We start from the raw sequence: 21,400 nt of genomic DNA, 5'->3' as shown, positions 1-21,400 counted from the left end.
CAACAATGCGCCGCTGGCTCCGTTTCAGAGCCCTCATGTCGAAGTCCTTATGCCAGAGCTCTTATGCCAGGGCCCTTATGCCAAGCCCTGATGTCTGGACCCTGATGCCAGCATGCTCACGGCATCACAGCCACTCTTTCAGGTCGCCGCGCACCGAGTCCAGGAAGGTGATGAAGTCCGTCTGACCCTCACCATCGCAGCGATCGACCTTGCAGGCGAGCTTCATGCGAGTCCCGGCCACGATCTCGTCATAGACCTCCAGCGTCAGCTTCTCCACCTCGGCATCGGCAGGCTCCCGCTCGCCATCTGCCAGACTGAAGGTGGTGATCAGCGTGCCACGCAGACGGGTAGTGCCGCCTTCGGCGACGATTCTGCGGACTTTCAGCCAACCTTCGCGCACCAGGACATCCCCCTGGGCATCCTTGTGCTTGTAGATCGTGCGGTAGCAGGCGTTTTCCGAGGCACCCTTGGCCGCCATGCTCTGGTAGGCCTGAATCATGCGGGTCGCCATGGTGCCGGCTTCGGCAATCTTGCGACGGGCAGCACGGTGTTCGCGCTCGAGACGATCCTGCTTGGAGAAACGCTGCCACAGGTGGAAATCGCGCGTCAGAGTGGTCGCGTCCATTGAATACTCTCTTGTTGCATGAAGGCCGTTGCCCCTTGGCGGGGGAAACGGACAAGGATGGTGGCGGGAGGCAGGACCTTGTGGTCGTGCTGCTCCGGCCCGGCAGTCAGGCGTATCACTGATGGCCCTCATCATCCCTAATCCGAAGGGCGCTGCCAAGGCAAGCGTCGCCGCGCATGAGCGTCGAGCATTGCGCGGCCCCGTGGCATCCACCGTGGTTGATGCGCCATGCAGCCTCACCGGATAATGGGCCGCATTCAATGCGCGGCCAGGTCATGTCGAGGGGGATGGACATCGTGCGGAAGGGGGATGGACATCGTGCGGAAGAGGGATGGCATTTGAGGTGGGCGGCATCGGATTGCGGCGCCTGTCGGCGAGACGTGATCAGGCTGGCTGTCATGCAGGAGTATCAGGCTGCCATTTGCAGGTGATGGCACCTCACTCACACTCTTGCCTGAAATCTTCTACGAGATGTGGCCCCTGGCGCAAACGCCAACAACGAAGACTTGGCACGTCCATATGCCTTTCCCGCGTCAAACGGCGACGTTATGTCACGTTATGTCCCCTTTCCTGCATGCCTTGAATGACGCGCATGGACTGTCGCCATCACGTTTCACACTCGAACGTGAGGTAGACTGGGAGCATTCAGACGGTATGAGATTCTCACACGGGACACATGGAAGGTGTCAGTTCAAAGAGGAAGGAATCATGGCGAAACCTGATCGCCGTCGGGCCGGGGAGAGGACCGGTCTGGCTGGGGTGAAGTGGCGTTGGCCGGCTCCAGGAGGGCTGGCTGAGCGGCATGCCGGGCTCTATCAATTGTTCATGTGGTGCTACATCAGTGCGCTGGGTTGCCACATCGGCTATTTCGCCCTGCTCAGCATGCAGCCCTACCCGCAGCCCGTCGTCGCCCAGGTGGTCGGGACCTTGCTCACCGTGGCTTCCATCATCCTGCATCGCAGGGGACACCTGCAGACCGCGTTGTTGCTGCTGGTCGTGCCGGTATCGCTCAAGGCGTCATGGTGGGAACACCAGTTCGGCGTGGGTGCGGGATTCGAGTACTACCACATCCTGTCGATCTTCTTCATCTGCATCGCGCCGATGGCGCGGATCACGCGTCTCCTGACCAGTGGCGGCCTGCTGATCTTCTATCTGATCGCCCAATCCCTGCCGGGGCCTGTCTACATCGGCTCCTATGAGTTCATGGCCACGGCCAGCATCATCAATCTCGTGATCTGTGTCACCTTCATCGGCCTGGTGGCCATCGAGATGGGGTGGGAATCCGAGCGGCGCGAGAAGCGCTATCTGCGGGAGTTGCGCCATGATCAGCTGACGGGGGCCCTCTCGCGGCTTGCGCTCAGGGAGGAGGGCGCACGCATGCTTCAGGAGGACGGATTGGGGGTGTTGATGATCGACGTGGATCACTTCAAGACGATCAATGACACGCATGGGCACGCCAGCGGTGATGATGTGCTGGTGGAGCTGACACGGCGTCTGAGTCATCACCTGCGCGGCAGTGATCTGCTCTGTCGCCAGGGGGGCGAGGAGTTCGTGGCATTGTGCCCCAGCAATGATCGCCAGGGATTGCGACACGCGGCCGACCGACTGCTGCAGTCCATCAACGGACGCGCCTTCGTGTTGAACAATGGCAAGCTGCTGCGGGTCACGGTCAGTATCGGCGTGGCCCAGGGAGGGCCGGCCACGGCAGCCGAGTCCTTGCTGCCGGAGCTGATCCGTCGTGCGGACCAGGCGATGTATCGTGCCAAGCGTACCGGTCGCAATCGGGTGGTGACGGCCTGGGACATGCTGGATGAACCCCGCAGCCAGACCGACGCGGCCGATATCCCGGCGACAGCACAAGCCACCGCCCCGATGCCGAGTCCTGCGTCATCCTCGTCAGAGATGCGCCTCTGTGTGGAGGGCTCCCAGCGCGAGACGCGACAGCAGGACACTCACGGCGAAGGTAGCTCCCATGTCGCCGGGACTGGATGCTATGGCTACAAACGTCCTTGAATCGCACCGCTCTCGATGACGGTCGCGCCACTTCCATGGCCGTGCCCGGGCAGCCCGGTGGCAAGACCCTTTCTGCGTATTCCGGAGATTGAGATTGATGATCGATACGAGTGGTGGACGCGCGGGGCGTCTCTGGCAGTGCCTGTTCATGACCGCAGCCTTGTTGACGGCAGAGATGACACTGGCGGCTCCTGCAACGACGCAGGACGGTGATGTGAAGGCCGGCCAGGCCAATGCCGCCGCGCCAGCTGTGGCGCCGGCCTTGCCAACGGCTGCCAAGGCCGGCAACAGCATCTATCGCTGCATGCTCGACGGTGTCCCCACCTGGCAGCAGCAGCCCTGTCATCAAGGGGATGCGCCGGTGGCGCTGGATGACTCCCTGACGGTGGTACCCGCTGCGCAACGCGGGCCGGCAGATCTGGAGGAAGACGCCACCGCGGAGCGTCTCGAGCGCGAAAAGCAGCGGACTCTGGCGGCCCGTCAGGAGAGTCAGCGCCAATACCGGATTCGCTCGGCCATCGATGATGGCTATCTGGTGGAAGGCATGAGTGAGTCTCAGGCGGTGTCCCTGCTGGGCAAGCCCAGTGATGTCAGCGAGACCATCGCCGACAATCAGTCATGTCGCCTGCTCAGCTGGTGGGGAGATGTTCGTGTCCAGTTCTGCAATGACGAGGCTGTCTCCATCACCGCGACGCAGCGGGACTGACGACCTGAACCCCTGCTGGAAGGGGGCCGAGCATGCCTGGCTGCTTGAGTCTTTCGAATCGAGGCCCGGATATTCAATTGTTTAGAATATTTGCATAATAGCGGCATCTTCTAGCGTCGATGCGCCGTTATCGGGCTGGTTGTTGCTTTCTTGAGACAGCCGGGTGGTGAAGTTGCCACATTACCGAGTTTATCGAACAGTGTTAGATTACTCTCCGAACGCAGCGGCACGCCCCTCAAGTGTTATCCAGGGGCATGGCTGACTGGCCGACGAGCCAGGCTGCAACACTATTCGGTGAGGAGAACACGCATGAACAAGTCCATCCTGATTGGCGCGATCGTTGCTGCACTGGGCATTGGTGGTGGAGTGGCGATCGGCAGCTATACGGCCAGCAACTCAGGCCCTGAATACGCCGATATCGTGGCGGTGGATGCGGTGACGGAAACCGTGACCACCCCGCGTCAGGTATGCCACAACGAGACCGTGACCCATCAGGCGCCCAGCAAGGATACCCACAATGTCGTCGGCACTGCCGTCGGTGCGATCGTCGGAGGCGTGGTGGGCAATCAATTCGGCGGTGGCAACGGCAAGAAGGTATTGACCGCCGCGGGTGCCGTGGGTGGCGGCTATGCCGGCAATCAGATCCAGGGACAGATTAAGAAGGGCGATACCTACACCACGACCGAGCAGCGCTGCGAGACAGTGCAGGATGCCAGCGACAAGGTGGTGGGTTATGACGTCAAGGTCGACATGGGCGACGAGACTCGCACCGTGCGTCTTGAAGACAAGCCGGACGTGAAGCGCTTCGAGATTCGTGACGGTGAGCTGGTACTGCCACAGCAGGGCTGAGGCCAGATAGCCGAGCGGTCAGGCGGAGACGAAGAGCGTCGACAGGCGCGGCTCGATGAGTTCTCTCAAACGTTTCCCTCGATCGCTCTGCGCAATAGCCGCCAGACCAGAAGACCCCCGACGGAATCCGTCGGGGGTCTTCTGGTTTCTGGGCATCATACCGTGCCCCGTTCTGTCAGCCTGTCAGACCGTCAGCTGGCACCTGCCGTGGCCGGCAATGCCTTGGCGATCTCACGTGCCAACTGCTCGCCGGTCACACGCCAGCCTTCGCCCAGGCTGTTGACCAGTGCCGGATAGCCGTCATCCGTCAGTGGAGTCAGCGTCTGGATGTCGCCTTCCTCCAGCACGCTGCCATCCACGCCGCGCAGGCGCCAGCGACCGGTGATGACGGACTGGCCATCATGGCGACCGATGAAGCGATCCAGGCTGACGCTCAGGCGAGCACCCTTCAATCCGCTCAGGCTGGTATCCGCGATACGGTACTGGCTCAGCGGCTGGGCGGGGCTGGCTTTCAGCTGGTTCAGCAGCTGGCGGGTCAGCATGTCCTGCAGGTCATCGGCCCACAGGTTCTGGCTGGCCTGTACCAGGGTGATGTCGTCCGTCTGATAGACCAGACTGCCGCCTTCCAGATAGCTGGCCAGTTGCACCGGCATCACTTCCAGCAGGGGTGCATCGGCGGCAACGCTGCGCTGGGCAGCGGTCTGTGTCGTCTGTGGCAGCAGGTAAGCGCCACCAGTGGCGGCGGTCGTGCAACCCGCCAGTGTGCCGAGCATCAACAAACCTGCCATCAGGCCGCCGAAGCGGCCCTTGTGCGACGTTGAAGTGCGCAGTGAGGCAGACGCGCTGCACGCTTGCGGCATGGCTGCCGTGCGGGTCGAGAGACTCATGGCTGTTGTCATCATTGGGCCCTCGGAATCGGATCACGGGTCGTCGGTTTGTCGAAGATCAGGCTTGAGGGATTCTTCTCCAGCGTGTCGAGCAGCGGCTCGGCCTTCTTGAGCACGCGGTCCAGGCGCTCGAGGTCTCCCTCCAGCTTGCGATAGGCAGAAGACTCCGGTGTCAGGCCATCCAGGGTGCGATTGAGGTTGTCGAGGCTGGTGCTGATGTCGCTCGGCAGCTTCTGTACCTCATCGGAACCCAACAGGGCATCGACATGGCCGGCGGTCTTGTCGAGACGCTTCACCAGGCTCTCGGAGGCCGACAGGGTCTTGTTGAGATTGCCCAGCACCGGCTCGATGTCCAGGCCATTGAGCTTGTCGAGCAGCGCATTGAGCTTGGCTTCCATCTGCGCGAGGCCGCCTGACACGCTGGGCATGACCTCGATGTCATCGAAGGTATCGGTCTTGTACGGCGGTGGATTGTCATAGAAGTCCAGGTCGACGAACAAGGCACCGGTCAGCAGGTTGCCGGACTTGAGCGTCGCGCGCAGACCACGCTTGAACAGTCGCTCCAGTCGCTTCTCCCACTGCTTGACGCCTTCATCATCGACCTGACCCTCGAGGCGTTCCGGTTCGATGCGAATCAGCACGGGAATCTCGAAGCTGGAGAGCGTGCGTACCCGCTGATGGGTCAGGCGGTAGGGCACGCTGACCACCGTGCCCAGTCGCACGCCGCGGAATTCCACCGGTGCGCCACGCGACAGGCCGCGCACGGTGTCGTCGACCATGATCACGTAGTCGATGGCCTGATGGAAGCTGCCTTCACGGGCCTCTTCCTGATCGGAATACAGGGTGAAGGAGGTGTTCTCCACCACAGGGCGGCCACGCGGCAGGTCCTCGGGGATGCCGAAGGCGACCCCGCCGCTCAGTACGCTTTCCAGTGACCCCACGTCCACCTGAAGCCCCTGGGAGTCCAGGCGCAGGCTGACACCGCTGGTGGACCAGAAGCGCGTGGTCGAGGTCACCAGCTCGTTGTAGGGCGAGTCGATGTACAGGGTGTAATGCATTTCCTTCTCGCTGGGGCGGAACTCGCTGGATTCCACGCGCCCCACGACGAAGCCCTCGTAGGTGACGGGGTCGCCATCGGACAGCACGCTGCCATCATTGCTGGTCAGGTCGATGCGCAGCCCCTTGGCGTCCTGGGTCGTGACCGGAGGTTGCTCCAGCGCCACGAAGTGGTCGGCTTCCTCGCGACTGTCGCCGGGCTGCAGCTGGATGTAGGCGCCTGACAGCACGGTATTCAGACCACTGATGCCTTCGCGTCCGATACGCGGCTTGACCACCCACAGACGCGTGTCCTCATTGAGCATGCGCTCGCTGTCCTTGGACATGCGTGCCGTGACGATGGTCTTGTCGAGGTTGTCCGACAGGCGTACGGATTCGACCTTGCCGACCTCGACGTTACGAGTCTTGATCAAGGTCTTGCCGGCCTCGATACCTTCTGCCGTCTCCATCTCGATGGTGATCTGCGGGCCACGGCTGGCGATGTTGTGCCACACCATCCAGGCACCGATCAGCAATGCCACGATCGGGACGATCCAGATCGGCGAAAGACGGCGTCGGCTTTCACGACGCGCACGAGAGTCATCACTCATAGGTCATCCTGTGACGGTGAATCGATAGGGGAGGAAGCGGGGGAGACCTCACGTTCCTTGCTTGCCTGGAGAAGGCCGCTGGTCGCGACTCGCGCTTCCTGTGGCGTATCCCAGACAAGACGTGGATCAAAGCTCTGGGCGGACAGCATCGTGAGCACCACCACGCTGGCAAAGGACAGCGCTGCCGGCCCCGGGTGCACGGACATCAGGGCGCCCAGCTGGATCAATGCCGCCAGCAGCGCCACCACGAAGACGTCGACCATCGACCAGCGGCCGATGTACTCGGTGATGCGATACAGCGTGACGCGCGCGCGGGCATGCTGGACCTGCGGGCGTTGCGCACTGAGACACAGCCAGGCGATGGCGATCATCTTGGAGGCCGGCACCAGGATGCTGGCAATGAAGATGACCATCGCGATGGGCCAGTCTCCGTGGGACCACAGCACCACGATACCGCCGGCGATGGTCTGCGGGTCGCTCTCGCCCAGACTCACGGTACTCATGATCGGGAAGAGGTTGGCCGGCAGATACAGTATCAGCGCCGCGATCAACCACGCCCAGGTACGTTGCAGACTATGTGTCTTGCGCTGATGGACCGGGTCGCCGCAGCGCCGGCAGTTGACGTGCTGGTCCTGCGTGCATTCATTGATCAACCCGCAGCTGTGACAGCTGCCCAGCCCCTGCAGCGCGGCCCCCAGCCCCGGTCTGGCTGTCTCCGGGGCCGGCGGCTCGCCCGCCAGAGCGAACCACATGCGATCACCGTCGATGCTGGCCAGGGTCTTGGTCATCAGCAGGGCGAAGGCACAGAAGGCCCAGAACGACGGGCCGAAGCTGATATCGGCCATGCCGGCGATCTTGACCAGACTCACCATCACGCCCACAAGGAAGACATCGGCCATCATCCAGGGGCGCAGATGGCTGAGCGTTCTGGCAATGCCGCGAATGCCGGGCAACGCCACCTTCAGGCCGATGGCCGTGTGGGTGTAGATCACCCCGATCAGGTAGAGCGCCGGCAGCAGCACGATGGTCAGAATCAGCAGCACCGCCAGCGACGGATACGACTCTGCCGTCAGCGCCGCTGGCGTGTCCACCAGACTGAGGCTGGCGGAGATGCCGCGGGTGGCAAAGGCGATGAACTCGAAGGGCAGCGTCAGCCCCAGCATCACTAGGCACGCCGTCGCCAGTGCCAGGGTGCGCTGGACGGAATGGGCGTGGCGTTGGGCGAAGAGATGATCACAGCGTGGGCAGCGCGCCCGCTCGCCGGTCTTGAGCGCCGGAAGGGCCACGACCAGGTCACAGCATTCGCATGCGCGAAGTCGCCGCCGTGAGACGCTGCGCGTGACAGGCGCGAACAGTGTCGGCGGGTCACGTCTTTCCAGGGTATGGCGCGCAAGACGACGCAAGGCAGCTAGAGGACGAGGCATGTCTCTCCTGAATGAAGGGGCGCGTTGGCGCCATGCCGGATAAGGGCGAGTGGCGAGAATGACGAGGGCGAAGTCCGGGTGACTGGCGCCTGCCCCGGCGGCAGGCAAACACTGTTCGATACCTGCATGATGCCGCAAAACTCGCCTCGCACTCAATGCCCGCCAATGCGAAGCATCGCTCACGAGACATCACGGGCACCCGTGCCATCATCGATCCACCAGACGCATGAACCGACACGCCGCCCGGAGAGGGCGGCGTGCAGGGCCATCACGCGAGGTGACGGCAATGAGGAAGCGTGCGATCAATGCTCAGACAAGATCGTCTTCCTGGCTTGCGGCTTCATGGGCCCGCTTGAGCTCTTTCGGCTCCCCGAACACGCGGCGAACCACCACATAGCAGACCGGCACCAGGAAGATCGCCAGTACCGTGGCCGAGATCATCCCGCCGATCACGCCGTTGCCGATGGCATGGCGGCTGGCCGCACCGGCACCGGTTGAGATGGCCAGTGGCACGGCCCCCAGGGTGAAGGCCATGGAGGTCATCAGGATCGGGCGCAGACGCATGCGTACCGCTTCCATGGTGGCGTCGATCAGTGAGCGGCCCTGGACCTCGAGGTCCTTGGCGAATTCGACGATCAGGATCGCATTCTTCGCCGAGAGCCCGATGGTGGTCACCAGGCCGACCTGGAAGTAGACGTCATTGTCCAGGCCACGCAGCCAGGTGGCGAGCAGGGCGCCGAGGACCCCCAGCGGGACGACCAGCATGACGGAGAACGGAATGCTCCAGCTCTCGTAGAGCGCGGCCAGACACAGGAAGACGAAGACCAGCGAGATGGCATACAGATAAGGAGCCATGCCGCCACTCTGGGATTCCTGCAGTGAAATGCCCGTCCATTCCAGCGCGACGCCATTATCGAGCTGGCCGACCATGTCTTCCATGGCCTGCATGGCCTGACCGGTGGAGTAACCCGGTGCCGCCTGACCCAACAGTTCCATCGAGGAGACGCCATTGTAGCGTTCCAGCTGCGGAGACCCATAGGTCCACTCACCGTGGATGAAGGCGTTCAGTGGCACCATCTCACCAGAGGTGTTGCGGACGTACCACTTCTTGAGATCTTCCGGCTGCATGCGTGCGCTGGCTTCTGCCTGCACGTAGACCTTCTTGGTGCGGCCGTTGTCGAGGAAGTCATTGACATAGCTCGAGCCCCACGCCGTGGAGAGAGTCGAGTAGACCTCTGACAACGAGACACCCATCGCTGTCGCCTTGAGCTCGTCGATGTTGAGCGTGAACTGCGGGCTGTCCTCCAGACCATTGGGACGCAGGCCGGTCACGGCTGGATTCTGAGCTGCCATTCCCAGCAGTTGATTGCGTGCATTGGTCAGTGCTTCATGGCCGATACCCCCTCGGTCCACCAGCATCATGTCGAAACCGCTGGCGTTGCCCAGTTCCATGATCGGTGGCGGGTTGATGGCGAAGACCACGGCTTCCTTCAAGGTGTTGAAGTAGTTCTGAGCTTGTCCGACCACGCTGAAGGAGTCACGAGTACGTTCATCCCAGGGTTTGAGGTTGATGAACGCCAGGCCCATGTTCTGGCCTTGGCCGGCGAAACTGAAGCCGGCGACGTCGAACATTTCCTGAACGGCATCTTCCTGATCGACGAGGAAGTGATGCTCGACCTTTTCCAGCGTCTCGAGCGTCTGTTCCTGAGTGGAGCCCACCGGCAGGATGACCTGATTGAACAGATAGCCCTGGTCTTCATCGGGCAGGAAGCCCGTGGAGATGCGAGTGAACAGTACCCCGCAGCCGACCACGATCAAGGCGTAGACCAGCATGGAACGGCCAGTGCGCTTGAGCATGCCACTGACGCCTTTCTGGTAGCGCGCGTTGGAGCGGTCGAAGACCCGGTTGAACAGCCCGAAGAAGCCGGTGGTCTTCTCCTTGGTCGGCTTCAGCAACGTGGCGCACAGGGCCGGTGTCAGGATCAACGCCACCAGCACGGACAACGTCATGGCCGAGACGATGGTCACCGAGAATTGACGGAAGATTGCCCCTGTGGTGCCGGGGAAGAAGGCCATCGGGATGAACACGGAAGACAGCACGAGACCGATGCCGACCAGAGCGCCGGTGATCTGTCCCATTGACTTGCGCGTCGCCTCGAGCGGCGAGAGCTTTTCCTCATGCATCACGCGCTCGACGTTCTCCACCACCACGATGGCATCGTCGACCAGCAGCCCGATCGCCAACACCATGGCGAACATCGTCAGGGTATTGATGGAGAAGCCCATCACTTCCAGCACCCCGAAGGTGCCCAGCAGAACGACCGGGACGGCGATGGTGGGGATAAGCGTGGCCCGGAAGTTCTGCAGGAACAGAAGCATTACCAGGAAGACCAGCGCCACGGCTTCCAGCAGCGTCATCACCACTTCTTCAATGGAGATCTTGACGAAGGGCGAGGTGTCGTAAGGTACCTTGAAACTCATGCCCGGGGGGAAGTAGTCGGACAGCTCACCGAGACGATTCTTGACGGCTTGTACGGTGTCCAGTGCGTTGGCACCCGAGGCGAGCTTGATGCCCAGCCCTGCAGCAGGCTTGCCATTGTAGCGGCTGACGGTGCTGTAGCTTTCCGCCCCTTTCTCGACACGGCCGACATCGCGCAGATAGACCTGAGAGCCATCTTCCTGTGTCTTGAGCAGAATGTTGCCGAACTGTTCCGGTGTCTCGAAGAGTGTCTGAGCCACGATGGTAGCGTTGAGCTGCTGACCCTTCACTGCCGGCAGGTTGCCAAGCTGGCCCGAGGCGATCTGGTTGTTCTGCGTGCTGATGGCCGTGGTGACATCGCTGGTGGTCAGCTTGAAGTTGTTGAGCTTCTGCGGGTCAAGCCAGACGCGCATGGCCCCCGGTGCGCCGAACAGTTGAGTTTCGCCCACGCCCTGAACGCGAGCTACCTCGTCCTGAATATCGGAGGCGACATAGTCGGTCAATTGCTGTTTGGTCATGCTGCCATCGTCAGAGACGAAAGCTGCCACCATCAGAAAGCTACCGGACGATTTGGTGACCGAGACACCCTGGTTCTGGACGGATTGCGGCAGGCGCGGGGTAGCCAGCTGCAGCTTGTTCTGCACCTGCACCTGAGCGATGTCGGGATCGGTGCCAGTGTCAAAGCTCAGCTCGATGCTGGCATTGCCCTGGGAGTCTGAACTCGAACTCATGTACAGCAGATTGTCGATGCCGTTCATCTGCTGCTCGATGACCTGAGTCACCGTATCTTCTACCGTCTGGGCTGAAGCGCCGGAGTAGGTGGCCTGAATGGTAATGCTGGTCGGGGCCAGCGAGGGATATTGCTCGATCGGCAGCTTGAGGATACTGAAGATACCCCCCAGCATCACGATGATGGCGAGCACCCAGGCGAAGATAGGGCGATCGATGAAGAATCTGACCATGACGTTTGAGGCTCCTGGAACGTCGTTCGGGACGTGCCGCCAGTCAGGCGTGATACGCATAGCTCAGTGACTGGCGACAGTGGCGCGAAAAGAGGCGGCAGGCTTACTGGCGATTGCCAGTCCCGGCCGGTTCACTTTCCGAGGAGTCGCTGACCGCAGTCTCGGACTGAGCCGAGCCATTCTGGTCAGTGCTCGTCTCGTTGGCAGCGATCTCGACCGTGGCACCCGGCTTGATCTTCTGCAGTCCGCTGACAATGACCTTGTCATTGTTATCGAGGCCATTGGTCACCAGCCACTGATTGTCGATGGCCTGACCGATCACTACCTGCTTGGCTTCGACCTTGTTGTCAGCATTGACCGTCATCACGCTCGCATTGCCTTTGCTGTCACGACTCACGGCTTTCTGCGGAACCAGAATGGCATCCCTGGCCACCGTCTCCGTCAGGCGGGCACGCACGAACATGCCGGGCAACAACAGCTCGTCCTCGTTGGGGAACAGAGCGCGCAGCGTGACCATGCCGGTACCTTCATCGACGGTGATATCCGCAAACTGCAACTTGCCCTGAGTGCCGTATACGCTGCCATCTTCCATTACCAGTTCCACCGATGCTTGAGCCGGTGCTGCGGCGGCATCGCGATTCTCGGCCAGTTCACGCTTGAGGCGCAGAACTTCGGTAGCGGACTGGGTCACGTCAACATAGATGGGGTCGAGCCGCTGGACCGTTGCCAGGCTGGTGTCCTGGCTTGCCGTGACCAATGCGCCCTTGGTGACGCTCGACTTGCCGATACGACCGCTGATGGGGGCCTTCACCACGCTGTAATCCAGATTGATCTGGGCGCTGGTTAGGGCAGCCTTGGCAGAGGCGACATCGGCGCGATCCTCGCCGACGGTCGCCACGGCATCATCATAATCCTGTTGGCTGACCATCTTGCGTGCCACGAGGTTCTTGAAGCGCTTGGCCTTGAGGCTGGAGGTGTTGAGGCTCGCCTCGGCACGCGCCAGACTCGCCTTGGCACTCTCGACATCGGCGCGATAGGTGCGTGAATCAATGTGATAAAGCGCCTGCCCCTCCTTGACGTCACTGCCTTCGGTGAAGTCACGCGATTCGATGATGCCTCCCACCTGCGGACGTACTTCAGCGATCTGATAGGCGCGCGTGCGGCCCGGCAGCTCGGTGGTGATAGGCACATCCTGCGTGGTGACGGTAATGACATCGACCTGAGCGGCCTGGCTTGCACCTGCGGCGGGGCCTTGGGCAGCCTCTTCCTTGTCGCCGCTACAACCGGCCAACAGGGCACCGATCAGCAGCAGGCTTGCCGGAAGCAAGCCAAGGCGGCGGGCATTGACGGCCAAGGGTTGTCTCTGCAGGCGGGGTAGACGGAGGGAAGTCGGGGCCATGGAGCGTCCTTTACGAAGTTCAGGGGCTGAGGTGCGTTTCAATCGTCACACCCTGGCCCGCCGCGGGTGCGGCACGCCAAGGCAATGGTGTCATGATGAGAAAAATATTTAGCCAGCTATTCTATCGGAATGGCGAGGCGGCTGTATGGTTGTTTTGTGCAGTTATTGCGCATCGTGCTGCAACAGATTGTTGCCAGGTGATCAGCACCTTATGTTCAGGCTTGCATGATCCTGGCAATACCTTTCTCTTGCCATCATGTGGATCGTTCTCATGCATTGCCCCACTCTAGCTTCGTGAGACATGAGGCGGTGACAGCCCATCCTATGCGTCAATGGTGCATAAGTTAGCAGATAGAGGTGTATGAATGCTGAACCACTGCGCACCGGGAAGAAATTTTGCCCGAAGGGCGTGGCGCGGTGATCGAGCATCTCATTCAGGGAGGCAGTGCCAGGAAGGTGTCGATGAGGAGTTGTGAGACCACGGGCGGAACGACGAGAGTGCCGTGATCAGGGGACCGAGGCTCTCCCTGTCTTCCGGCAGACGTGACTGACGTGACAGGCGCAGGCAGGGGCGATCAGCGAAGGCGTTCTCCAGTCTGGCCGCCCACTGGAACTGCTGCTCACGCCAGCTCGTGATCCAGTCGGCCTGTGCTTCCCCGGAGGAGGGCGAGCTTGCGCCCGACACCTCTGACGGGGCATCCGGCAGGCATTGATTGATGATCAGGCCGCCGACGCAGAGCCCATGGCTTTCCAGTGCCTCGCGCGTACGGAGCGTCTCCAGACAGGGCAGCTTCTCTGGCGTACTGACCAGGATGACGCGCGCCCGGCTGGCATCCGTCAGGCACCGACGCAGCGCTTTGTAGCGGGTACGACGTTGCTCCAGCGCTTCGCTGATCGGGTCTTCGGGGGCAGAGGATCCGGTCTCGCTGGCGGTGGCTGTCTGCTGGCTGTCCAGCCACAGGCTGCGCTCCGCGACGGCTCGCCGGCGCTGGCCCAGCATGCCTTCCAGCCAGCCGCCCAGTACCTCCGGCAAGCTCAGCAGTCGGATAGTATGCCCGCTGGGAGCCGTATCGAACAGGATGTGTCGATACGATGAGTTGTCCGGTGCCAGTGGGGCCGGCGGGGTGAGGATGATCTCGACCAGCGCATCGAAGAGCGCCGCTTCACTGGTGCCCGGTGCATGGCGTGCGAGTGCCAGCTGGCGCATCACCGTGGCGCTGCGCTCTCCGCTGACCAGTGGCGCGATGCGTTGGCGTACCTCCTCGAGATAGCGCTCGCACTCCTGTTCGGGGTCCAGCTCCATCACATCCAGGCACGCCGCGATGGCGCGCGGTCTGCCTCCCAGATCCCCGAACAGATCGCCCAGATTGTGCGCCGGGTCCGTCGACACCAGCAGTGTCGGCTCGCCTTTCTCTGCCAGCGCCAATGCCTGCGCCGCCGCGCAGCTGGTCTTGCCGACACCGCCCTTGCCGCCGAAGAACCAGATCTCGGGGCGAGGGATGGCGCCTTCTTCTTGGGTATCACGCACCCTGCCGGGATCGGAGCGGCCTTCGGCTGCATGCGTGCGTCGAGTCCCATCCTGTCGGCGACGCCGCCTGAGCCAGTTCAGCAGCATTTGATCCCTTCCAGCGGTGAATGCTCAAGCCCCTGGCGCAGGTGCCAGTCGTGCATGCGCTCCAGCATCAGCGGCAGCATTTCCAGTGAGACGGCGGGTGCCGGATTGGGGATGCCCATCAGCTCGGCGAAGCTCATCATCATGAAGATGTCTTCCTCCTCGCGGGCGAGCTGCGCCAGGTCACGTTGCTGATTGACGCGCAGCATGGCCTCCCAGCCATCCCGCAGCCCTGCGGCACCTGTCAGCAGGCGCCTCGTCAGTCCGGGGGGGCGTGGCGAGCGCGCCACGCGGGAGTCGTCATCAGCTCTCATGGGCGCTCACCTGGGCGGGTGCCTTCAGGCTGCGGCTGGCCTCCAGCAGAATCCACAGCGCGAATACCATGATCAGGCTGCCGAAGGTGAACAGCAGCCATTGCGGGTCGTTGCTGCCCATGCCTGACCAGTCCAGGACTACCTGCTGCACCATCGCCCACAGGGTCATGATCATCAGGAAGACCATCGGAGCCAGGGTGTAGATCACCGGGCGTCCCTGACGCTTGAGCCAGACCGAGATCAGCATCAGCGAGATCCCTGCCAGCAGCTGGTTGCTGGTCCCGAACAGCGGCCACAGCAGATAGCCGCCGGAACCGAAGCCCTTGGGCCCCTGCGGCAGGATGACCAGCGCGGCGCTGGAGATGACCGCGATGCTGGTCGCGACGTGCTTGTGGCTGAGTGCCGGCATGCCGTACTCGCTGCCCAGCTCCGCGATGATGTAGCGCATCAGACGTACCGCGGAATCCAGTGTGGTGGCCGCGAAACTCACCACGATGACCGCCACCAGGGTACTGCCGATGCTGGCCGGCAGGCCAAGGTGCGAGATCAGCTGTCCTGCACCCTCCACGAAGCTGGAGAGCCCGTTGGCACCGGCGGCGGCGAAGCTTGAATAGGTGGCGGTGAAATCGGCCTGGGTCCCGAAGAGGGTCGCTACCGCGATGATGGAAATCAGCGCCAGCATGCCTTCGCCCAGTGCGCCGGTGTAGCCGATCATGCGTGCATCCGGCTCATGGGCAAGCTGCTTGGAAGTGGTCCCTGAGGCGACCAGTCCATGGAAGCCCGAGATCGCGCCGCAGGCGATGGTGATGAACAGCAGCGGATAGAAGGACATCTCGGCTTCGGTGTTGTAGGCCGGCGCCGTCAGATGTGGGCCGCCCACGGCGAGCCCCAGGTACAGCAGCACCAGCCCGACCACCAGCTGATGGGAATTGATGGTGTCGCGCGGTTGCAGCAGCTTCCACACCGGCAGCACCGAGGCGATGTAGACATAGGCCATCAGCACGACGATCCACACCAGGAAGGCACTGGAGATCGGTGAGAGGCCGAACAGCAAGGTGCCATCCTCGCCGCCTGCCATGGCGGTGAAGGTGCCGGCCAGATCAATCTGCAAGAATTCGTACTGGCCGGCCAGCAGGGCAGCGGCATACATCACCAGCAGCGCCAGTATCGAGGGCAACAGCATCTTGCCGCCACGCCGATAGACACGATGGCCGATCCAGACCGCCAGCGGAATCTGGATGAGCACCGACAGCACGCTGGCCGGGAAGTTGATGAACAGGTTGGCGATCACCCAGGCGAACACCGCGTTCAGCATCAGCACCAGAATCAGGATGATGAACAGGAACAACAGCTTGGCGCGCTTGCCGATCAGCTTGTCCGCCAGCGTGCCGATGGACTGGCCGCGATGACGCGCCGAGAGCGTCAAGGTACCGAAGTCATGGACTCCCGCGGCAAACAGGCTGCCCAGCACGACCCACAGCACCGCCGGCAGCCAGCCCCAGTAGACGGCGATCGCCGGCCCGACGATGGGCGCTGCACCGGCGACCGAGGTGAAGTGGTGGCCCCAGAGTATCCAGCGATTGGTCGGCAGGTAGTCGGTGTCATCGCGCAGCGCATGGGCGGGAGTCACGTAATCGGGGTCGAGACGGAAGATGCGTTCCGCCAGAAAGCGCGAGTAGAAGCGATAACCGATGGCAAAGGCGAGACAGCCGAACAGGGCGAGCCAGATGGCGTTCATGGGGCGTTCCAGTAGGCGTGTGAGTGGGGCGACGGCAATGCGTGGCGTGTCATCGGCGTGACGCTAACATCTATATTTGCGCATATAACTTCGCCATTGGTCGCCCCGGGCTGACCCGACGTGGCCCCTGTCTGCAAGCGCAGGCAAGCAGGTGGAATGCGCGCGGTGCGTGGAGACATCGCGGAAGTCGCCCGGGGCCCTGTCGGCGCTTGTCTGGTGGAACCGCGTAGCCGCTGTTGCACTTCCTCGCCTTGCGACCAAGGAGTATCAGTGGGTTGATCCACGCGACCTTGTGTTCCGCCCAGCTCTTCTATACTCCAAGCAAGTCGGAGCACAGGGAGTCGCTCATTGCCGTCATCCGGATGAGGCTCTCGATAACAATGACAAGGAGGCGCCGATGTCGTGGATCGCGGAATGCCTTTCCCGTGTCACCGCACTCCGGTGGCGGCGCTCGTGGCGCCCGTTGACGGCGGTGTCACTGATGGGGCTCGTTCCCGCGGCATGGGGAGTCGAATACAACATGCCGGTCGGCGTCACGGCCGTCAGTCGCGAGATCCACTCCCTGCACATGATCATCTTCTGGATCTGTGTGGTCATCGGGATCGTGGTGTTCGGTGTGATGGGGTACGCGATGGTCAAGCATCGCAAGTCACGTGGTGCGGTCGCGGCCAGCTTCCACGAGAACACTCGCATCGAGATTCTATGGACCGCCATCCCGTTGCTGATCCTGGTGGTTATGGCAGTCCCCGCCACCGCCACCCTCAAGGACATGTACGACGCCTCCGAATCGGCGCTTGACGTGAAGATCACCGGGCACCAATGGCGCTGGCAATATGAGTATCTGGGCGAGGATGTCGCCTTCACCTCAAGTCTCGCGACCCCGCGCGAGCAGATCAACAACACCGCCGCCAAGGGCGAGCATTACCTGCTGGAAGTCGACAATCCGCTAGTGCTGCCCATCAATCGCAAGGTGCGCTTCCTGACGACGTCCTCCGATGTCATCCACTCCTGGTGGGTGCCGGACTTCGGCGTCAAGAAGGACGCCATCCCCGGCTTCATCAACGAGGCCTGGACCCGCATCGAGACACCCGGCACCTATCGCGGCCAATGCACCGAGCTGTGCGGCAAGGACCACGGTTTCATGCCGGTGGTGGTCGAGGCGCTGCCGGAGGCCGAATTCGATGAGTGGCTGATCGCACGCAAGGCCGAGGCCGAAGCGTCACGCAATGATGCCGGACGCGACTGGAGTCTCGAGGAGTTGATGGAGAAGGGCGAGAAGACCTACGCCACCATCTGCTCCGCCTGCCACCAGCCGGATGGACAGGGCATGCCCCCGGCATTCCCCTCATTGGTGGGGAGTGCCATCGTCACGCAGGACATGCAGGCGCACATCGATATCGTGGTGAACGGCAAGGCAGGCACGCCCATGGCGGCCTTCGCCGATGTGCTCAGTCCGGTCGAGCTTGCGGCTGTCATCACCTATGAGCGCAATGCCTGGGGCAACGATACCGGCGAGCTGGTACAGCCAGCCGTCATCAAGGAACAGCTGTCTCAATAGCGTGCAAGCGACGCATTCAGGAGGCGTGTCATGGCCAGTGAACAGCCACGCAAGGCGGTACTTCAGGCCAGCGAGAGCGAGGGGGCAGCCGGCGGCTATTCCGCAGGCGGCTCCCATGCGGGAGGAGGCCATGGCACCGCGCCGCGCGGCATGCTGCGCTGGCTATTGACCACCAACCACAAGGATATCGGCACGCTCTATCTGATTTTCTCGCTGAGCATGCTGTTCATCGGCGGCATCATGGCACTGGTGATCCGTACCGAGCTCTTTCAGCCCGGCCTGCAGATGGTGCAGCCGGAGTTCTTCAACCAGATGACCACCATGCATGGGCTGATCATGGTGTTCGGTGCCATCATGCCGGCCTTCACGGGACTGGCCAACTGGATGATTCCGTTGCAGATCGGCGCCCCTGACATGGCGCTTCCGCGTCTCAACAACTTCAGCTTCTGGCTGTTGCCGGTCGCCTTCCTGCTGTTGCTTTCCACCCTGTTGATGGAGGGCGGGGGTCCCAACTTCGGCTGGACCTTCTACGCACCGCTTTCCACCACCTATGCGCCGCCCTCGACCAGCTTCTTCATCTTCTCGCTGCACATCGCCGGCATCAGCTCGATTCTCGGCGCCATCAACATCATCGCCACCATCCTCAATCTGCGTGCGCCGGGCATGCGCCTGATGGACATGCCGCTGTTCGTCTGGACCTGGTTGATCACCGCTTTCCTGCTGATCGCGGTGATGCCGGTGCTGGCGGGTGCCATCACCATGATGCTGTTCGACATCAATTTCGGCACCAGTTACTTCAATGCCGCAGGCGGGGGAGACCCGGTGCTGTTCCAGCATCTGTTCTGGTTCTTCGGCCATCCCGAGGTCTACATCATGATCCTGCCGGCCTTCGGGATCGTGTCCGCCATCGTGCCGACCTTCTCGCGCAAGCGATTGTTCGGCTACGCCTCGATGGTCTACGCCACCGGCTCCATCGCCATCATGTCCTTCCTGGTCTGGGCGCATCACATGTTCGCCGTCGGCCTGCCATTGGTGGCGGAACTGTTCTTCATGTACACGACGATGCTGATCGCGGTGCCGACCGGCGTGAAGGTCTTCAACTGGATCGCCACCATGTTCCGTGGCTCCTTGAGCTTCGAGCCCCCGATGCTGTTTGCCATCGCCTTCATCGTCCAGTTCACCATCGGCGGCTTCTCGGGGTTGATGCTGGCCATCGCGCCAGCGGATTTCCAGTATCACGACACCTATTTCGTGGTGGCCCATTTCCATTACGTGCTGGTGCCCGGCGCGTTGTTCGCGATTCTCGCCGGGGCCTATTACTGGCTACCCAAGTGGACTGGCTTCTATCCCCACGAGGGGCTCTCGAAATGGCATTTCTGGATGTCGGTCATCGGCGTCAATCTCACCTTCTTCCCGATGCACTTCTCGGGGCTGGCCGGCATGCCACGGCGCATTCCGGATTACGCGCTGCAATTCGCCGACTTCAACATGCTGTCCAGTATCGGGGCCTTCCTGTTCGGTATCTCGCAGCTGCTGTTCCTGGTCGTGATCATCAAGTGCGCGCGCGGCGGTATCAGGGCGCCAGCCAAGGCCTGGGAAGGGGCGGTGGATCTTGAGTGGAGCGTGCCAAGCCCGGCACCGCTGCATACCTTCGAGATACCGCCGCAGACCCGCGATGGTCAGATCATCCGCTGAGCGATAGCCAGCGGCCAGGAGAGTGACATGTCCTCACGCGATCACGCAGCACAGCAACAGGCGGTGGCACGTACCGTGCGGCGCACGCTGCTGGCGCTGGTCGGGATGCTGGGCTTCGCCTTCGCGCTGGTGCCGCTCTATGACGTCTTCTGCAATCTCACGGGCCTCAATGGCAAGGCCGCCAGTCAGGCCAGGGCTGCGGTGGCCATGGAGATCGACGAGAGCCGTTGGGTCTCGGTGCGCTTCATCACCCAGCAGGGACAGGGTCTGCCCTGGACACTCGAGGCGCTGGATGAGCAGTTCCGCATCCACCCCGGTGGCCAGTACAGCGCGCGCTTCGTGTTCACCAATCACGCCGATCATCCGGTGCGTGGTCGTGCGGTCCCCAGCGTCAGTCCTGCCGAGGGATCGCTGCATCTGCGCAAGATCATGTGTTTCTGCTTTCAGGAACAGACGCTGGCGGCGGGAGAGCGGCGTGAGTTGCCGCTGGTCTTCCAGGTGGACCCGGATCTCCCCGAGGGCATTCGCGACCTGACGCTGGCCTATACCCTTTACCCGGTCACGATGCCGTCGATGCCGGCGGGCGACCTGGCAGAGAACTCTGCAGGAGGTGAACGATGAGCGGTGGCAGCTATTACGTTCCGGCACACAGTGCCTGGCCCATCCTCGGTGTGCTGGCCGTGGGGGGGATGATGATCGGCACGGGAATCTGGATGGTGCATGGCAGCGCCGCCTGGTTGTCAGGCATCGGCATGCTGGCCGTGGTGCTGGTGATGGCAGGATGGTTTCGCGATGTCGTTCGCGAGTCGATGGGCGGCCTTTACGACGATCAGATGGACCGCTCGTTTCGTTGGGGCATGGCATGGTTCATCTTCTCTGAACTGATGTTCTTCGCTGCCTTCTTCGGCGCGTTGTTCTACGTACGAACTTTCGCGTTGCCATGGCTGGATGGCGAGGGTGCCAAGGGCGTGACGGCCCTGTTATGGCCTGATTTCACGGCCAGCTGGCCCTTGATGAATCCGCCGGATGCCAGCATTGCCGGACCGAAGGAAGTGCTGTCCCCCTGGCAGTTGCCGCTGGCCAATACGCTGCTGCTGGTCAGTTCCAGTGTCACCCTGACGGTGGCCCATGAGGCGCTGAAGATGGGATATCGCCGCACGGCGCGCAACTGGCTGGCGGGTACCGTGACGCTTGGGGTGTGCTTCCTGCTGTTGCAGGGGCTCGAATATTACGAGGCCTGGCATCACCTGGGGCTGACGCTTCAAGCCGGTGTCTATGGCGGTACCTTCTTCCTGCTGACCGGCTTTCATGGCCTGCATGTCACCATCGGCACCGTGATCCTGATCGTGATGCTGGTTCGGGTGATTCGCGGTCATTTTTCCCACGAGCGCCATTTCGCCTTCGAGGCGGCAGCCTGGTATTGGCACTTCGTCGATGCGGTGTGGATCGGCCTGTTTCTGTTCGTCTACGTGTTCTGAGGCAGGCCGAAGAGC

The 21,400-nt window shown here is 62.2% G+C and carries 16 protein-coding genes; 7 read left to right on the top strand and 9 right to left on the bottom strand.

The window, feature by feature from the left end; genetic code table 11:
- Positions 1-124: 124 nt before the first annotated feature.
- Positions 125-625 carry a hypothetical protein gene (locus tag QD172_RS04185; RefSeq protein ID WP_077372220.1) on the bottom strand — a complete coding sequence of 167 codons (501 nt, stop codon included), beginning with the start codon at positions 623-625 and terminating at the stop codon, positions 125-127.
- A 708-nt stretch (positions 626-1,333) separates the two neighbouring features.
- On the opposite strand from QD172_RS04185, the gene QD172_RS04180 reads away from it, so the two are divergent.
- The 3 genes from QD172_RS04180 (at position 1,334) to QD172_RS04170 (ending at position 4,193) form a co-directional block, all read left to right on the top strand.
- Positions 1,334-2,638 carry a GGDEF domain-containing protein gene (locus QD172_RS04180; protein WP_279855094.1) on the top strand — a complete coding sequence of 435 codons (1,305 nt, stop codon included), beginning with the start codon at positions 1,334-1,336 and terminating at the stop codon, positions 2,636-2,638.
- Positions 2,639-2,735: 97 nt separating this feature from the next.
- Positions 2,736-3,344, top strand: a complete 609-nt coding sequence (locus tag QD172_RS04175) for a hypothetical protein (RefSeq protein ID WP_279855093.1) — start codon at positions 2,736-2,738, stop codon at positions 3,342-3,344.
- Positions 3,345-3,653: 309 nt separating this feature from the next.
- The gene (locus tag QD172_RS04170) at positions 3,654-4,193 is read left to right on the top strand and encodes a glycine zipper 2TM domain-containing protein (RefSeq protein WP_279855092.1); all 540 of its coding nucleotides are present in this window, start codon (positions 3,654-3,656) and stop codon (positions 4,191-4,193) included.
- Positions 4,194-4,384: 191 nt separating this feature from the next.
- Here QD172_RS04170 and QD172_RS04165 read toward each other — a convergent pair whose 3' ends face one another.
- The 8 genes from QD172_RS04165 to QD172_RS04130 all read right to left on the bottom strand — a co-directional run bounded on the left by QD172_RS04165 (position 4,385) and on the right by QD172_RS04130 (position 16,654).
- On the bottom strand, positions 4,385-5,080 hold the full coding sequence (locus QD172_RS04165) for an ABC-type transport auxiliary lipoprotein family protein (protein ID WP_279855090.1): 696 nt from the start codon (positions 5,078-5,080) through the stop codon (positions 4,385-4,387).
- 11 nt (positions 5,081-5,091) lie between these two features.
- Entirely contained in the window at positions 5,092-6,726 is a 1,635-nt protein-coding gene (gene pqiB / locus QD172_RS04160; protein WP_084209108.1) for an intermembrane transport protein PqiB, read from the bottom strand.
- Positions 6,723-8,150, bottom strand: coding sequence for a paraquat-inducible protein A (locus QD172_RS04155; protein ID WP_084209107.1), 1,428 nt, complete (start codon positions 8,148-8,150; stop codon positions 6,723-6,725). The genes pqiB and QD172_RS04155 overlap by 4 nt, the downstream gene beginning before the upstream one ends.
- A gap of 309 nt (positions 8,151-8,459) precedes the next feature.
- Positions 8,460-11,591: an efflux RND transporter permease subunit gene (locus QD172_RS04150; protein ID WP_279855088.1), complete on the bottom strand. Its 3,132-nt coding sequence runs from the start codon at positions 11,589-11,591 to the stop codon at positions 8,460-8,462.
- A gap of 103 nt (positions 11,592-11,694) precedes the next feature.
- Positions 11,695-12,990, bottom strand: a complete 1,296-nt coding sequence (locus QD172_RS04145; RefSeq protein WP_279855087.1) for an efflux RND transporter periplasmic adaptor subunit — start codon at positions 12,988-12,990, stop codon at positions 11,695-11,697.
- Between the two features lie 430 nt (positions 12,991-13,420).
- Complete coding sequence (locus QD172_RS04140; RefSeq protein WP_279855086.1) at positions 13,421-14,518, bottom strand: ArsA family ATPase; 1,098 nt, start codon at positions 14,516-14,518, stop codon at positions 13,421-13,423.
- Between the two features lie 77 nt (positions 14,519-14,595).
- On the bottom strand, positions 14,596-14,916 hold the full coding sequence (locus tag QD172_RS04135) for a cory-CC-star protein (protein ID WP_279855084.1): 321 nt from the start codon (positions 14,914-14,916) through the stop codon (positions 14,596-14,598).
- Positions 14,906-16,654: a carbon starvation protein A gene (locus QD172_RS04130; RefSeq protein ID WP_077372250.1), complete on the bottom strand. Its 1,749-nt coding sequence runs from the start codon at positions 16,652-16,654 to the stop codon at positions 14,906-14,908. Before QD172_RS04130 ends, QD172_RS04135 begins: the two co-directional genes overlap by 11 nt.
- Positions 16,655-17,135: 481 nt before the next feature.
- On the opposite strand from QD172_RS04130, the gene coxB reads away from it, so the two are divergent.
- The 4 genes from coxB to QD172_RS04110 are packed head-to-tail and all read left to right on the top strand — an operon-like array spanning position 17,136 to position 21,385.
- Positions 17,136-18,212, top strand: a complete 1,077-nt coding sequence (gene coxB, locus QD172_RS04125; protein ID WP_240665568.1) for a cytochrome c oxidase subunit II — start codon at positions 17,136-17,138, stop codon at positions 18,210-18,212.
- A gap of 30 nt (positions 18,213-18,242) precedes the next feature.
- Positions 18,243-19,907, top strand: a complete 1,665-nt coding sequence (gene ctaD, locus QD172_RS04120) for a cytochrome c oxidase subunit I (protein ID WP_279855083.1) — start codon at positions 18,243-18,245, stop codon at positions 19,905-19,907.
- A 27-nt stretch (positions 19,908-19,934) separates the two neighbouring features.
- Positions 19,935-20,528 carry a cytochrome c oxidase assembly protein gene (locus QD172_RS04115; RefSeq protein WP_279855082.1) on the top strand — a complete coding sequence of 198 codons (594 nt, stop codon included), beginning with the start codon at positions 19,935-19,937 and terminating at the stop codon, positions 20,526-20,528.
- The gene (locus tag QD172_RS04110) at positions 20,525-21,385 is read left to right on the top strand and encodes a cytochrome c oxidase subunit 3 (RefSeq protein ID WP_279855081.1); all 861 of its coding nucleotides are present in this window, start codon (positions 20,525-20,527) and stop codon (positions 21,383-21,385) included. The genes QD172_RS04115 and QD172_RS04110 overlap by 4 nt, the downstream gene beginning before the upstream one ends.
- Positions 21,386-21,400: the final 15 nt, after the last annotated feature.

The organism is Cobetia sp. 10Alg 146 (genome assembly GCF_029846385.1).
Classification (GTDB): Bacteria; Pseudomonadota; Gammaproteobacteria; order Pseudomonadales; family Halomonadaceae; genus Cobetia; species Cobetia marina.
The sequence above is the reverse complement of the archived record's forward strand: the minus strand, read 5'-3'. Positions and strand labels throughout refer to the sequence as shown.

Bases quoted from the DNA above. Each gene is read 5' to 3' on its own strand.
- QD172_RS04185 (WP_077372220.1), bottom strand. From the start codon at position 625: ATGGACGCGACCACTCTGACGCGCGATTTCCACCTGTGGCAGCGTTTC.
- QD172_RS04180 (WP_279855094.1), top strand. From the start codon at position 1,334: ATGGCGAAACCTGATCGCCGTCGGGCCGGGGAGAGGACCGGTCTGGCT.
- QD172_RS04175 (WP_279855093.1), top strand. From the start codon at position 2,736: ATGATCGATACGAGTGGTGGACGCGCGGGGCGTCTCTGGCAGTGCCTG.
- QD172_RS04170 (WP_279855092.1), top strand. From the start codon at position 3,654: ATGAACAAGTCCATCCTGATTGGCGCGATCGTTGCTGCACTGGGCATT.
- QD172_RS04165 (WP_279855090.1), bottom strand. From the start codon at position 5,080: ATGAGTCTCTCGACCCGCACGGCAGCCATGCCGCAAGCGTGCAGCGCG.
- pqiB (WP_084209108.1), bottom strand. From the start codon at position 6,726: ATGAGTGATGACTCTCGTGCGCGTCGTGAAAGCCGACGCCGTCTTTCG.
- QD172_RS04155 (WP_084209107.1), bottom strand. From the start codon at position 8,150: ATGCCTCGTCCTCTAGCTGCCTTGCGTCGTCTTGCGCGCCATACCCTG.
- QD172_RS04150 (WP_279855088.1), bottom strand. From the start codon at position 11,591: ATGGTCAGATTCTTCATCGATCGCCCTATCTTCGCCTGGGTGCTCGCC.
- QD172_RS04145 (WP_279855087.1), bottom strand. From the start codon at position 12,990: ATGGCCCCGACTTCCCTCCGTCTACCCCGCCTGCAGAGACAACCCTTG.
- QD172_RS04135 (WP_279855084.1), bottom strand. From the start codon at position 14,916: ATGAGAGCTGATGACGACTCCCGCGTGGCGCGCTCGCCACGCCCCCCC.
- QD172_RS04130 (WP_077372250.1), bottom strand. From the start codon at position 16,654: ATGAACGCCATCTGGCTCGCCCTGTTCGGCTGTCTCGCCTTTGCCATC.
- coxB (WP_240665568.1), top strand. From the start codon at position 17,136: ATGGGGCTCGTTCCCGCGGCATGGGGAGTCGAATACAACATGCCGGTC.
- ctaD (WP_279855083.1), top strand. From the start codon at position 18,243: ATGGCCAGTGAACAGCCACGCAAGGCGGTACTTCAGGCCAGCGAGAGC.
- QD172_RS04115 (WP_279855082.1), top strand. From the start codon at position 19,935: ATGTCCTCACGCGATCACGCAGCACAGCAACAGGCGGTGGCACGTACC.
- QD172_RS04110 (WP_279855081.1), top strand. From the start codon at position 20,525: ATGAGCGGTGGCAGCTATTACGTTCCGGCACACAGTGCCTGGCCCATC.